The 14,915-nt window shown below is 45.4% G+C and carries 9 protein-coding genes; 3 read left to right on the top strand and 6 right to left on the bottom strand.

Annotated elements, in window-relative coordinates; translation table 11 throughout:
* Positions 1–104: 104 nt before the first annotated feature.
* From HMPREF3034_RS04580 to HMPREF3034_RS04565, 4 genes are all read right to left on the bottom strand, one after another.
* Positions 105–1,118, bottom strand: coding sequence for a class II fructose-bisphosphate aldolase (locus HMPREF3034_RS04580; protein WP_036896603.1), 1,014 nt, complete (start codon positions 1,116–1,118; stop codon positions 105–107).
* A 211-nt stretch (positions 1,119–1,329) separates the two neighbouring features.
* A complete protein-coding gene (locus HMPREF3034_RS04575) occupies positions 1,330–2,547 on the bottom strand; it encodes a sugar MFS transporter (RefSeq protein ID WP_036896602.1) in 1,218 nt (405 codons plus the stop codon).
* 208 nt (positions 2,548–2,755) lie between these two features.
* Positions 2,756–3,217 (bottom strand): MIP/aquaporin family protein, encoded by a 462-nt coding sequence (locus tag HMPREF3034_RS04570; RefSeq protein ID WP_062433544.1) that lies wholly within the window; start codon positions 3,215–3,217, stop codon positions 2,756–2,758.
* Positions 3,218–4,117: 900 nt separating this feature from the next.
* Entirely contained in the window at positions 4,118–5,887 is a 1,770-nt protein-coding gene (locus HMPREF3034_RS04565; RefSeq protein WP_062433541.1) for a MutS-related protein, read from the bottom strand.
* Between the two features lie 441 nt (positions 5,888–6,328).
* Here HMPREF3034_RS04565 and HMPREF3034_RS04560 point away from each other — a divergent pair, with 441 nt between their 5' ends.
* Complete coding sequence (locus HMPREF3034_RS04560; RefSeq protein WP_036896594.1) at positions 6,329–7,174, top strand: glycine zipper family protein; 846 nt, start codon at positions 6,329–6,331, stop codon at positions 7,172–7,174.
* 199 nt (positions 7,175–7,373) lie between these two features.
* Here the strand turns inward: HMPREF3034_RS04560 and HMPREF3034_RS04555 are convergent, their stop codons facing one another.
* Both HMPREF3034_RS04555 and gdhA read right to left on the bottom strand, forming a co-directional pair.
* Complete coding sequence (locus tag HMPREF3034_RS04555) at positions 7,374–7,919, bottom strand: septal ring lytic transglycosylase RlpA family protein (protein ID WP_062433538.1); 546 nt, start codon at positions 7,917–7,919, stop codon at positions 7,374–7,376.
* 224 nt (positions 7,920–8,143) lie between these two features.
* Positions 8,144–9,481 carry an NADP-specific glutamate dehydrogenase gene (gene gdhA / locus HMPREF3034_RS04550; protein WP_036896593.1) on the bottom strand — a complete coding sequence of 446 codons (1,338 nt, stop codon included), beginning with the start codon at positions 9,479–9,481 and terminating at the stop codon, positions 8,144–8,146.
* 310 nt (positions 9,482–9,791) lie between these two features.
* Between gdhA and HMPREF3034_RS04545 the strand changes: the two genes are divergently transcribed.
* Together HMPREF3034_RS04545 and HMPREF3034_RS04540 are read left to right on the top strand one after the other, a co-directional pair.
* On the top strand, positions 9,792–13,058 hold the full coding sequence (locus HMPREF3034_RS04545) for a SusC/RagA family TonB-linked outer membrane protein (protein ID WP_062433535.1): 3,267 nt from the start codon (positions 9,792–9,794) through the stop codon (positions 13,056–13,058).
* A gap of 14 nt (positions 13,059–13,072) precedes the next feature.
* A complete protein-coding gene (locus HMPREF3034_RS04540; RefSeq protein WP_062433532.1) occupies positions 13,073–14,656 on the top strand; it encodes a RagB/SusD family nutrient uptake outer membrane protein in 1,584 nt (527 codons plus the stop codon).
* Positions 14,657–14,915 lie beyond the last annotated feature (259 nt).

Here is a 14,915-nt window from a genome sequence, read left to right as displayed (position 1 = left end):
GTAAAATTTCAAAAAAAACAGAACATTCATACTGCCCCTAAACGAATAAAGGTGAAACCCTTCTATCGAAGAGTTCCACCTTTATTTATATATACTAATGCGGATTAGTCGAGCTGAGCAATCTTGTTGTCAGAACCCAGCACTTCCTTAATCTTGTGCTTATAAAGCTCTGTCATCAAATCACGAGCAGGTCCACAGTATTTACGTGGGTCGAATTCGCCCGGCTTTTCAGCAAATACTTTGCGAACAGCAGCAGTAAATGCCAAGCGAGAGTCAGAGTCGATGTTAATCTTACATACTGCACTAGCAGAAGCCTTACGAAGTTGTTCCTCAGGAATACCTACTGCATCAGGCAACTTACCACCGTACTGGTTGATCATATCAACATACTCCTGTGGTACAGAAGAAGAACCGTGGAGCACGATTGGGAATCCGGGGAGCTTCTCCATGATAGCATCGAGCACGTCGAATGCCAATGGAGGAGGAACAAGCTTACCAGTCTTCGGGTCACGAGTACACTGCTCCGGAGTGAACTTATAAGCACCGTGAGAAGTACCGATAGAGATAGCCAGTGAGTCAACACCTGTCTTTGTAACGAAGTCGATAACTTCTTCAGGCTTTGTATAGTGAGATTCTGTTGCAACAACATCATCCTCTACACCTGCCAATACACCAAGTTCACCTTCAACAGTTACGTCGAACTGATGTGCATATTCTACAACCTTCTTGGTCAAAGCTACGTTCTCATCGTAAGGAAGAGAAGAACCGTCGATCATTACAGAAGAGAAACCTGCATCTACGCAGCTCTTACATGTCTCGAAAGAATCTCCGTGATCCAAATGAACAGCAATTTCGGGATGGTTACAACCCAATTCCTTTGCGTATTCTACTGCACCCTGTGACATATAGCGAAGCAAAGTAGCGTTAGCATAGTTGCGAGCGCCCTTAGAAACCTGAAGGATTACAGGTGACTTCAAGTCTGAAGAAGCCTTGATGATAGCCTGCAACTGCTCCATGTTGTTAAAGTTGAATGCCGGAATAGCATAACCTCCATTGATGGCTTTCTTAAACATCTCGCGAGTGTTTACCAAGCCTAGTTTTTTGTAATCTACTGCCATAATTTATTTATGTTTATATGTGAATAGCCTATAGCTAAATAGGCGCTAACGAAGAGAGCCCACATGGGCACGCCTACTGCATGCAAAATTAACATTTTCTTTTTGAATAAGAAAACATGTTCCGTTTTTTTGAAGTTGCTATAGGGTTAATTTAGTCTAAATGGCAAGTTTTATACTATTACAAAACTCCTCACTCCTAACTCCTAACTCATCATTCCTCACTCTTACAACTGTGTTTCAACAACTTGTAAGCATAGAGCAATACGATGATGAAACCATCGAGCGGAACGAGGAACGGAGCCACAATACTCACGTTATCGGCTATCAATCCCATCAACAAAAAGCCGCATCCACCTATCGGAGTCATCATCAATAGCGACGAAGCACTCTTGGTCAATCGCCCTAAACCGGTCAATGCGAGTGAGAATATGGTCGGAAACATGATGGCCTCGAACAGATAGTTGCCTATCAACGCCACCAAAGAGACGATACGAATATCGAGCAATACAAGCGAAAGACACGACACACTGCCCACCGCACAAATAAACAACATACGCTCCGGACGGACATATCGCATAATCCAACTGCCTAAGAACCGACCTACCATAAAGAAGGCCAGCGCACAAGTAAGTACCACTGCCGCCACGCTATCGTCCATCCACCCTTGTCCGGTGACAAAGTTGATAAAATAACTATTGATGGAAATCTCTGACACCTCGTAGGCCAAGAGAGCTATGAGCCCAAAGACAAAGACCTTATGTTGCCACAGTCCACGTATATCGCTCCACAATCCACCACCCGATGCAGGCTCCTCACCATGGTTAATTTCCGGTAGTCTCACCTTGGCAAAGACCGCTGCTATCATCAACACCAGCACACCCAGTATGGTATAAGGAACGGCTACGTCGCCACCATCAATGGAATTGCCGAATAAGAACTGCCCTACAACGAACGTAGCAAACAAACTTCCCAAGCCATTGAACGACTGCGAGAGGTTCAATCGGCTCGTAGCTGTCGACTTATCACCTAATTCCGTAACATAAGGATTAGCAGAAGTCTCTAGAAATACAAGCCCGCAACCAATGACAAACAATGCACCTAGAAAGGCATTGAACGTACCCGAAGCCGAGCCGGGAATGAACAACAAGGCACCAATACCGAAAAGCAGGAGTCCGAAAACTACTCCTTTGCGATATCCGTACTTATTGATGAAGATGCCGGCAGGTATCGCCATCAAGAAATATCCCAAATAGGTAGTCACCTGAATAAACGACGACTGAGTGATAGAGATACTGAATTCGTTTTGGAAATGCTTGTTCAGCACATCCAATATGGCGCGGGCAAAGCCCCACAAAAAGAATAAGGTCGTTATCAGAATAAACGGAACGACATACTGTTTCGCTGTCAACGAAGCACGACTACCAGTCAATAAGCCCCCTTGCTCCCCACCCTGATTTTCAAATTGCTGAATTTTCACTACTTCATATAGATTATTGGATGACACACTCTGGAGACGTCACACGATTCACCCGCCTCCATTTATTACTTATACCGACTGCATTTTCACAGTCGACAAGCAGACAAAAGAAAAGGAAATGGTATCGCTACCAATTCCCTTGATTATTTTTTTGATGGTATTACTTAGTTGCAGGGTCTATCATTTTCCAAATACCGGCTGCACAAGCTGCACCTACGAACGGACCTACAATGAAGATCCAGAGGTTAACAAGCGCCGTACCACCTTGGAACAAAGCCGGGCCGATAGAGCGTGCATTCATGGTCAACACATAAAGGATGGCAGAACCGATGATTGCACCGATGACTTGGAACAGCATATACATACCGCAATCCTTGGCATTCATTCTTCCACAGAGGTAAACACCGAGCGTAATAGCCGGATTGATGTGGCAACTGGAAATACCACCAATGGTATAAGCCATCGCTACAACAGACAAACCGGATGCCATAGCCGTACCAATAACCGTACCGGCATTAGCTACATCCGCACAATTTGAAGAACAATTCAGGCTCACAGCAACGCCGCAACCCATCAAAATCAGCACCATCGTGCCAATCATTTCTGCTAAACACTTTTTCATATAACTCTTTTTAAAAGAGGTGATTCGTTTCGTTAGACAACGCAAATATAAGTAAATTATCTTTAGGTCACAACTACTCTTTACCCTTTTTTGCATATTTTACTCCTATCGTCCTTTATTTCAGAACATTCATCGTGCCGTTTTAAGAAGAACTGTACAACGTGACTACCCTTCACGTTAGCCGCTTGCCGAAGTGAAACGACGGCTGGCGGACTGCTAGAGATACGAGAGTCGAGCACCTTTAGGTACTCCCCTCACCCCAAAGCTGCTATTAGACGAATACAATTCGCCCCTACTCATCACTCATAGTTCATCACTTCTCACTCTAAATCCATCTACTCGTCAACTTAAAACCATCTCCCACTCTTTGGAAGAGGGCCGGAGTAAGGTTACTGCAAGGGCTCGGCAGCTCTACTGCCAAGCCTATTCCGAAATGCTGAAAAGTCGAGGCAGCGATGCTGAGAAGCCGTTGCAACAGCCCCACCCCAGCCCTCCCCAAAAGGGGAGGGAGATGGTTTTAAGTGGATAAGTAGACGAGTTTAGGCTTTAGTTTGTAAGTTTTTGAGTTGATAAGTTCTTTAGTTATGGGACGGAGAAGGGCTATTTCTTTCGCCCTCCCCCTTTGGGGAACCACCGGTCATCGACCGAGTAGTCGCTTTCGGCTCAGTCGGTACGACAGAAAACGAGGGAGATAATGGACGGGGTGGGACTCCTGTAGGGACGCGGCATGCCGCGTCCGCGGTGGAATTTACAATCTCTTGATGCCATTCTTTTAGTATATATACGGTCTACGGACGCGACATGTCGCGTCCCTACAACGTTCTATTGCGAAGGCTTATACAAAAAAGAGACGGTATACATACCATCTCTACCCAACCGGAATAAACGGTATTTCACCTTTTATTCCCCTTCCAATATACGGCGAAGCAGATAGGTAGCATTCTGATTACGCGCCACACCGGAGGTAATCTTATATGAATAAGTGACATGAGCACCCAATTCTATCTCGAAACAATAGTTATGGAATCGGTCGCTTTGCATCTTCGAGAGCTCCAAATCGTGGGTGGCTATGATGCCGGTAACGTCGAGATGACTGATTGCCTCTAAGAACATGCGCGACCCATTGAGCTTATCGAGCGAGTTGGTACCTTTCAATATCTCGTCGAGAATAATGAGTGTAGGATGACAATCGCGACAGTATTGCAGCAATTGTTGTAAGCGTAAGAGCTCGGCATTGAAGTAAGAGATGCCGTGGGCTAGGTCGTCGGTGGTGCGCATGCTGCTGAATAGGTGAAACACAGACACCCGATAACCATCAGCAAACACAGGAATACCGTTCATGGCCAAGATATAATTGATGCCCACCGCACGCAGGAAAGTACTCTTACCCGCCATGTTGGCACCAGTGATAATATAATAATGGTGGTCTACGATGCAGAAATCGTTGCGCACGGCCTTAGCTCCAAGGAATGGATGGAACAGCCCTTGCGCCTCATATACCAGCTCTTTGGTATCGTCCAACACCTCTGCCGGACAGGCTTCGGGATGGTTATAGCTGAACGTAGCCATTGATATGCGGGCATCCATACGGCTTACCGTATCCATCCACTCGCCCATTTCATCGGCATAATCACGCTGCCACAAGGCAAAACGGCGCAAGAGGAAGAAATCGCTCCACACCAGTCCATCGGCAAAGAAAAGCCCTAGAATGTTACCGCGACGGTCGAGTCCGCCCAATATCTGCTCCAGTTGGGCAAACGAGTCGATAGCTTCGCGTAGCATCTTACTGTCAGCTGTGTTCAACGAAGTGGCAAAAGATTCGTCTACGATGTGCCTTACCACTTTAATATAAGTACCCATCTGCTCGTGCAACCGGTCTACCACGCTCCCTACTCGCTTCAATGAGCCGGACGTAAAGAGGAACACAAGGCCGAATTGCAAGATGACCCACCATATCGGAAGATTCCAACTTGCCATACCAAACGAGGCTGCGCCGAAAGCACACAAGCAGCCGACGATGGCCAAAAACGCCAAGATACGCACCCCGTTACTCTGTGCAAAACTCGGAATACGGGTCTCGCGCATCAACGACACCACCCGCATCACCTCGTTGGTATCCAATCGTCGCTGCTGTCCGAGGGCTATAAATTCAGCTCGCCAAGCATCCTTGACGGCCAACTCAGCGATGGCTTCCGCTCCTTTCTCATCATATTCCAATTGCGATAACTGCCGAGCCAGTCGATCACTACCGCCCGATGTAACCGTACGATTCATGCGCTGGAACAACGACTCCGGCCCAAAGACGTCTAAATCGAACGTGTATTCATGACGAGCATCGACATAACGACGGCCATCATCGAATGCCGTAAAGTCGCCGTCAAGAGAAGCCTGCTCGTGCAAAAACACTTGTTGTAAATCAGTCTTACGCTGCAACAAGTCGGAATTTCGACCATCTATACGCCTCACGAGGGCATAAGCCAACAGCGACAGAGCCGAACCGACCAATAAAGGCCAGCCCCACGACACCACCGTATATAAAACAATGAAAGCCACAAACAGCACAAAGAATGCTATTTGGGCTATCACTAATGTATTTCCTTTTCTTTTAAGTTGCGCTATTTCGAGTGCCAATGATTCGGCATGGCTGCTATAATATGCTTTTAAATCCATTCGGTCGTATATGATTTACAAGTGCAAATATGCGAAAAATATTCAAGAACACAGCCTTTTAAAAGAATTTTTCCGCAATCATCACATCTTTTAGCGATCATGGAGAAGCTACTGTCTACAGAAAATGCTATCATAAACATAGAAGAATCAGGAACATTACCACTGAGTAAATAGCAACGTCTATCCCGAAATATCGACTCGCATGGAATACTCGCTCACCAAGATGGGTGAATTGCTCATGCCAAATAACTACACACTGATAGCTAGGGCGAAAACCAACTTCGCCCTAGTAATAACCTACTGATGCAAATTCTAATATATATAGTGGTAGAACTGGGGAAATAGGATTTTTCCTATCACATTGTAGGGAAACAATCTTGAAGAGCGGGGAAAAATACCGTATCTTTGCGACAGAAACAAGATTAAAAAGCAAAATTCGTCATGAAGAGATTTACGATATTAGCAATGAGCACCGTTATAATGGCAAGTAGCTGTGACACCTATACAGGAACCGGCGCTTATACCGGCGCCACATTGGGATCGATACTGGGTTCTGCCGTTGGTGGAATAAGCGATGGACCACGCGGTTCGGACTTAGGAACCATCGTAGGAATGGTGGGTGGTGCCGTGATAGGAGGCGCTATCGGCAACGCGGCCGACCAACGTGCACAAGAACGTGTCTATTCTGACGCTCCAGTGCGCCACGACCGCTACGAGCGAGTGCGCGATAAGATACGCAACCGCGACTATCAAGGCACTGACGATTATCCATATTCCGACACATCGGACAACAGTGGATTTGATCAAACCAACAGTGGTGACGACAGAATCTATGACTTCGACGGTACGGATTATACAGGAAACTACAGCGCTCAACAACCTACTACCAACATGCCACTATCTTCTAGCGTAGAAGAATTGGCCAATGGATATAAGTACAGTCCCACGATAGAGATTAGTAATGCCCGATTTGTAGATGCCAATCAAGACAATAAGATTAGTCGAGGTGAAATTTGCAAAGTCATCTTTGAGGTTTACAACCGTGGTAAAGAAACTATATCAGACGTTCAACCGATGGTGGTGGAGGCCGACGGAAACCGACATCTCTACGTTTCGCCTAGCATCCATATCGAGAAAATACTCCCCGGAAAGGGCATAAGATATACAGCCGTAGTGAAAGCTGATAACAAGTTGAAAGCAGGAACGGCCAAAATCTGTATCTCGGTGGTACAGGGTAACAAAGCTATCTCAAAAGTAAGCGAATTTAATATTCCCACACAGAAATAATGATAGCTTTGTCTTAAAAACATTGGAAAGAGTACATAAGCGTACAATTCCATATATTTGTCGACAGATACTCAGCTGATTCTTACTAAAGAGTCACAGCCATAACGGTGAAGGCGGGGTTTCTGTCGACATTTTTATTGCTAGTTCCAACTCTTTAAAGGCTGTTTGATGGCACAAAAAAAGAGTAGAGTTTTTTGCTCTACTCTAAGAATTTATTGAATATATTCTTCCAACTATTAGTCTTGGGAGCTTGCTTAGAGGGAGCATATTGCACCTTCTGCTTACGCCGTACAGGTTTGACAGCCTTAGCTTTCTGGGGAAGTTTCTTGGCTTCTTGGGCAGCATCTTCAACCCAATCGCTCACAAAACTAGAGCCACTTTCAGCAACTCCGAAATCTAAACTCGGCATATACACCTCTTCATCGGGCTTGTAAGGAATAGCAGGAGCCTCAGCATACACTTCAACAACAACGCCGGTCACTCCTTGGGCAAGCATTCCCAGCTCTTTGGCTGCTGCCCATGATAGGTCAATAACACGGCCGCGACCATATGGGCCACGATCGGTAACTCGTACAATGACCGTTTTGTCGTTGCTAAGGTTTCTCACCTTCAGCAACGTACCGAACGGATAAGTACGGTGAGCACACGTAAGGCTATCATGATGTAGCCTCTCTCCACTACTCGTACGGGTTCCTGTAGCCTTCTTAGAGTAGTAGGATGCCTTCCCGGTTTGCTGTGCAAACATCGTGGTAAAGGCACATAACCATATTAAAAGGATTACGCTTCTTCGATATTCCACTCGTTATATATTAAGTTATTAAAAGGAGTTAGCAGGAGTTAAGGCTATCTTCGACAGCCTCGGAGTTAAAAGCCATTTGTTTTTTTTGTCTCATCTATAGACATTTGACCTAACCCCCAATGAGCAACGCGAGCCTAACTCCCATTAACTCCTACTAACACCACATGCTATCACACAACACCTTGCGCCATCATAGCTTTGGCTACTTTCATGAATCCAGCAATGTTAGCTCCCTTCACGTAATTCATATAGCCGTCGGCCTGCTTACCATAGAGCGTACACTGGTCGTGTATAGAGTGCATGATACGATGTAATTGTGCATCTACTTCTTCTTCCGACCATGATAGGCGCATACCATTTTGCGTCATTTCAAGTCCCGATGTGGCCACACCACCGGCGTTTACGGCCTTTCCGGGAGCAAATAGTTGTCGCGCTTGGATAAACTTTTCCACCGCCTCGGCAGTGCATCCCATATTCGAAACCTCTGCCACACAGAGCGGTTTATGAGCTAATATGCGGTCGGCATCTTCTCCATTAAGTTCATTTTGGGTAGCGCATGGCAGATAAATATCGGCTTTTTGCTCCCAAGGTTTGCGTCCTTCGAAGAACCGACCACTCTCAAATTCATCGGCATAGGGCTGACATACGTCGTTGCCACAGGCTCTTAGCTCAAGCATATAAGCTATCTTCTCGTCGCAAATACCGTCCGGATCATAGATATATCCATCCGGTCCGCTAATCGTTATGACCTTTGCACCGAGTTGAGTAGCCTTCTTAGCAGCTCCCCAAGCCACGTTTCCAAAACCCGAAATAGCCACAGTCTTGCCCTTGATGTCTATATCGTGGATCTGCAACATTTGATTGACGAAGTATAAAGCACCAAATCCAGTTGCCTCAGGACGAATACGCGAGCCGCCCCACTCAACGCCTTTACCGGTCAACACACCTTCCCAACGATGCGTCAGCTTCTTATATGTGCCGAAGAGATAGCCTATCTCGCGGGCTCCAACACCTATATCGCCGGCGGGAACATCCTCGTCCGGGCCGATATAATGATAGAGTTCTTGCATGAAAGATTGGCAGAATCGCATCACTTCGGCATCACTCTTACCACGTATGGAGAAGTCACTTCCGCCTTTACCGCCACCCATTGGCAACGTGGTGAGCGCATTCTTGAATGTCTGTTCAAACCCTAAGAACTTCAAAATCGACAGGTTTACCGACGGATGGAAGCGCAGTCCACCCTTATAAGGACCTATGGCACTGTTGAATTGCACGCGGTAGCCCAAGTTCACATGAACCTCTCCACGGTCGTCAACCCATGGTACACGAAACGTAATGATGCGCTCCGGCTCCACCAAACGTTCCATAATCTTCATGCGATCAAACTCCGGATGCTTGTTATACACGTCTTCAATAGACATAAGGACTTCACTTACTGCTTGCAAATACTCCTTTTCACCCGGATGCCTTCGCTCCAAATCATTCAAGATTTTACTTACTTCCATAACTAGTATCGATTAAAAGGGCAGGCGAACCAACACCCTTGGTTATGTTGCAAATATAGAGTTTTTATACATAAGTGCCAAATCACAATGTCAAAAAAGATTTAAAACAATAATAAAGTTTATGGCAATATATCCTATTTTTTTCTGTTTGCTCTTAGTGGATTTTTTATTCTGCTGTGTTATAATAACAAAACTTATAAGAAAAACGCCTATGAGAATATGACCAGAGAAACAATCTATGCACGCCATGCAATAAGGGCGATGCACCAATATGCCATTAAAGACTTTATTAATTCTAACTATAAAACCTATGAATCGTTATTTATCTAAATGTCGGAAGAGCTCACCTTCTTCTTATTTACATCCGATGAGACTCCTACTCTTCCTTTTCTTACTCTTATCAACACCACAAACTTTTGCCCAAAACAAAAGCCTTGAGATTCCTACCAAAACCCTTTCTGTGGGTAAACTATTTGCTCAAATCGAACATTCCACAGGATTTTTGCTCGTCTACAGCGATAAAGACGTCGATGTAAACGCCAAGATTACGTTTACACAAACCAAGGGCAACCTGAAATATTTCCTTTCTCACCTCGCCTCTGAACTTCATCTCAATTATGATATTACACAAAATAAATATGTAGTATTTAGAAAGAAGGCTGTCGAAACACACCAACAAAGTACTAAAGGAAGTAAACTTACCGGACATATCACAGATGAAAAAGGGGAACCACTCATCGGTGCTACCATCATACAGAAAGGTACACAGAACAAAACAATTACCGATATGGATGGTAACTTTGAAATCGATGCCCCCAAAGGAAGCACATTGCTCGTCTCATATATAGGTGCCAAGGATAAAGAAATCAAAGCTAGCGAAAGTATGCAGATAACAATGACCGACGATATAGAGGCCCTCGATGAAGTCGTCGTCATCGGTTATGGCACCGTAAAAAAAGCAGATTTGGCCGGTTCTATCGCTGTGCTCGACAGCAAATCGTACAGAGATCAGCCCATTGTCAATGCCACAGATGCGTTACAAGGTCGTGTTGCTGGTGTTTCGGTTACCAATAGTGGCGCTCCCGGAGGCACTATCAAAGTCAGGGTACGCGGTGCCAGTTCCATTAATCGTAGCAACGACCCGCTATATGTAGTCGATGGTATCGTGAGAGAGAGTGGTGTTGCCGGTCTAGATCCGGAAGATATACAGTCCATGCAAGTCCTCAAAGATGCTTCGGCAACAGCCATTTACGGTTCAAGAGGCTCCAATGGTGTCATCTTAATCACAACTAAAACCGGTAAAGCCAACCAACAACTCATCACTTTCGATGCCAAACTGGGTGTCAGCAATGTGGCAAAACGTTACGATACACTTAGTCCTTATGAGTTCGCAGTGGCTTACAACGAAGCTCATCCCAATACTTTCGACAGCAACCAGCTATCTTCTTTCCAAAACGGAACAACTGGAACCGACTGGCAAGATGCAGTCTTCAAGACCGGTATCACCCAAGATTACAAAGTAGCATTGTCTAATGGCAACGATAAGACACAATATTATGTCTCTGCCAACTATATAGGACAGACAGGCACCGTCATCGAAAACAACTACAATCGCTACCAGTTCAGAGCCAATATGACTTCCGACGTATCGAAGTGGCTAAGTCTTACCACCGACATCAACTTCTCTCACAGTGCTGATAAGAGCCATAACTTCACCGCATCTAAAAACAATGTGCTGTGGGCTATGCTCAACTACTCTCCCGTAACAGACATATACGATGCCAACGGAGGCTACAATCCCGACCGTTATTGCGCTATTACAGAGTATAATCCTGTTGCAACTTTGAAGGAAAGTAGGTCGCAAAATCGTCGCGACATTCTCAATGCGCGAGTAGATTTAAAGTTTACCATCCTGCCAAACCTTACGTTCACCTCTACTAATGGAGTAGACTACAACGACTATAAATATTATTATTTCAACTCAAAGAAGATTTCCGTCAACATCAATAACGGTATGTCGAATGCCGATACCCAACGAATGGCATTACAAACCACCAACAACCTGACTTATCATGGGCAATGGGGACTGCATTCTCTCACAGCTACCGGTGTCTTTGAATCTTCATTCTCCAAAACCAGATTCATGAAAATTTCAGGCGATAATCTCTTAACAGAGAGCGTAGGTTGGTGGAATTCTACACTAGCCAAAAGTCGTCAAGACAACAACAGTTACTCTTCGTGGTCGCTTCTTTCTTATGTGAGCCGTTTGATGTACAACTACAACGATCGCTACTTGGTCACCGGAACATTCCGTGCCGACGGTTCTTCCAAGTTCTCTAATCAGAAATGGGGCTATTTTCCATCTCTTGCTTTGGCTTGGCAACTTGGTAATGAGAATTTCATGCAACACCAGAACGTTATCCAGAATGCCAAACTACGACTCAGTTATGGTATCGTAGGTAGTCAGGCTATTGATCCGTACGAGACATTAGGCTTAATGTCTCAAACCACTATCGCTTTTGGTGGCGACTCCAAGTACACCGGTTACTGGACTGGAACCAATGTTCCTACGCCCGACTTGACTTGGGAAAAAACTCATCAATTCAACGCTGGTCTTGACTTCGGTATCCTTGACAGTCGCATCAAGTTCACATTCGATTACTTTGTAAAGTTTACGAAAGATGGATTGCTACGCAAGAACATGCCCAACTACGACGGTGGAGGTTCTTACTGGGTCAATGCATGCGAGGTAACCAACCGTGGTTTAGACTTTACTATTGATGCCGATATCCTCAGATCGAAAGATTTCTCATGGAACTCAGCCTTTACAGGCACCTTCTTGAAGAATAAGGTCACTTCATTAGACAACATCCCATTCATCGCCGGAAACACTCCAGCCTATGGTTTGGTCGGAGCTGTATCGCGCGTAAAGGTAGGTTACCCCATCGGTTCGTTTTTCCTTTACGACTGGACAGGCATCGATGCAAATGGACATGATACGTATGCCGACTATGATAACAGCGGTACGCTCTCCGAAGGCGACAAAATTGTGACCGGCAAAGCTACTCCCGACTTCAGTTTCGGATGGAACAACACCGTCACGTGGCGCAACTGGACTCTCAGCGCGTTCTTCACCGGAGCCATAGGTGTACAGCGTCTAAACCTCATTCGCTATACGGCAGCCTCCTTCAATGGCAACTCTAAATTCATCACTCTGCGTGATGCCTACTACAACTCATTTGGAAAGAGCGCTAACCCCATATACCCATCAGTCACAGTCACCGACAACGACTACGAGGCAGCATCTACTAAATGGCTGGAGAACGCCGATTATCTCAGGTTGGACAATCTATCTCTGTCGTACGCCCTACCCAAGAAGGTGCTTCGTTTTGCCGATGCCACCCTCTCATTAAGCATTCAAAACCTGTTTACCATTACCAAATATAAAGGTATGGATCCTGCCGGTGTCTCATTCATGAGTTCTGAATTGGGCAGCACCGACCTCAATGATGGTATCGATATGGGTGCTTACCCCTTATCAAGAACCGTAACATTTGGATTGAAAGTTAACTTCTAATAGACACAGACAATATGAAAAAGACTTATATTATAGCCGGATTAAGTGCCTGCTTGGCACTGATGACTTCATGCCAAAACTTCCTTGACGAAGATCCTAAGGGTAGGTTGACTGCCGATACATTCTTTTCTACCCAAGAAGAACTAGACATGGGCACCTACGCTTTGTACCGCCAAGTAATGAATTCTCAAAACAACACCAACCCATTAATCATTGCTTGGCAAGGCGACGACATCACTACACACCCCGGAAGCAACAAGCAAGCGTATGCTGATGTAGATGCTTTCCACCCCACAGACGGCAATAAAGGCGCTGCAGCTGTATGGAATTCGGGATATAAAGTGATTAAGGCTGCCAACTATCTCATCAACAATGCAGAGAAAACTCCGACTACTCAAGAGGAAGTAAACATTGCTATCGGACAAGCAAAGTTTTGGCGTGCCGTGAGCTACTTCAAACTTGTAAGAGTATTTGGCCCCGTTCCTATGAACCTAAGCGGTGAAGTTGACTATTCGCGTCCTCTTGCTTCGGTCGAAGAAATATATAATCAAATTGTCGCAGACTTGAAAGATTGTGTCGAGATATTGCCCACCTCTTACGCCAAAGCACCCCGGAAGATGAATGGAGCCAATATCTATATCACCAAGCAAGCAGCACAATCTGTACTCGCAGCAGTCTATATGGGAATGGCAGGATGGCCCCTTAACAAGACCGAATATTACAAAGAAGCGGCCACCAGTGCAAAAGCTGTCATCGACGGAGTAAAAGCCGGCAAGTATGAATACATGCTTGAGCCTAGCTACAACATGGTCTATGCTCCCAGCCACAACTATACCAACGAGACCATCGTAGGTATCAACTACAATGGCTCGTATGTTTGGGACGAAGATTCCGAGATGGCTGTCAGCGATTTGTTTGAATCTCTCGGTGGATGGGGCGATGGTTGGAGCGAATACAAGTTCTGGAAAGACTTCCCCGCAGGCGCTCGTAAAGACGCCACCATTAGTCCGAAAATAGTTAAAAATAACGGGCGAAACGGCGAAACAGAACTGATAGACTGGTGGGAAGTAGAGGAGAAGCACCCCATGTACTGCAATCTACTCACTGGAACCGGCTTCACCGACTATGACTATACAAAACCAGCAGGTGGCAAAAGCACCAATAGCCATCGCCATCGCTTGGTTCGTTACGCTGAAGTATTGCTGTGGTATGCCGAATCACAAGCCCGTTCAGAGGGTACTCCCAACGCTTTAGCTTACGACTGTATCAACCAAGTTAGGCACAGAGCAGGTCTGGAGAATCTCCCAACAGGCATGTCAGGAAACGAGTTTGCCGAAGCTTGTGTGAAGGAGCATGGTTGGGAAATTGCTGGATATTGGCCTGCTTTGGTTTGCCGACGTCAAGACTTGTTCCGTCTCAACCGCTTGGAATCGCTCTTCAACTATCGCAAGAAGAATGCTCCTATCGAAATTACAACAGGTGTAATGGAAAAAGAAAACGTCCTCATTCCTGATAATGTGACATGGAATGGAGACAAGAGCATCTACCTACCTTACCCTGCCGAAGATGCCTCTTTGAACTCAAATATACGACGTTAAGGTTATATTAGACACGAGAGATGGCGTGGTGACACGCTGTCTCTCTTTTTTTGTGTTTACTGCCTAGGCTAGGCAACATTTCTGTCTCAACTTGGCAGTAATGCTGCATGGCCCATTCAACATTACTGCAAGAGCCTTGCAGCAATTTAAGAAGATGGACACTTGAGATAACTCATGACTCATTTAAATACTCAAAGTATCAATTATCTCATGTCGCTAAGGTAAACTATATTCGTCTAAAACACCCAATCTACCCACA

Origin of the sequence: Prevotella sp. DNF00663 (genome assembly GCF_001553265.1) — a bacterium.
Lineage (GTDB): Bacteria > Bacteroidota > Bacteroidia > Bacteroidales > Bacteroidaceae > Prevotella.
The sequence above is the reverse complement of the archived record's forward strand: the minus strand, read 5'-3'. Positions and strand labels throughout refer to the sequence as shown.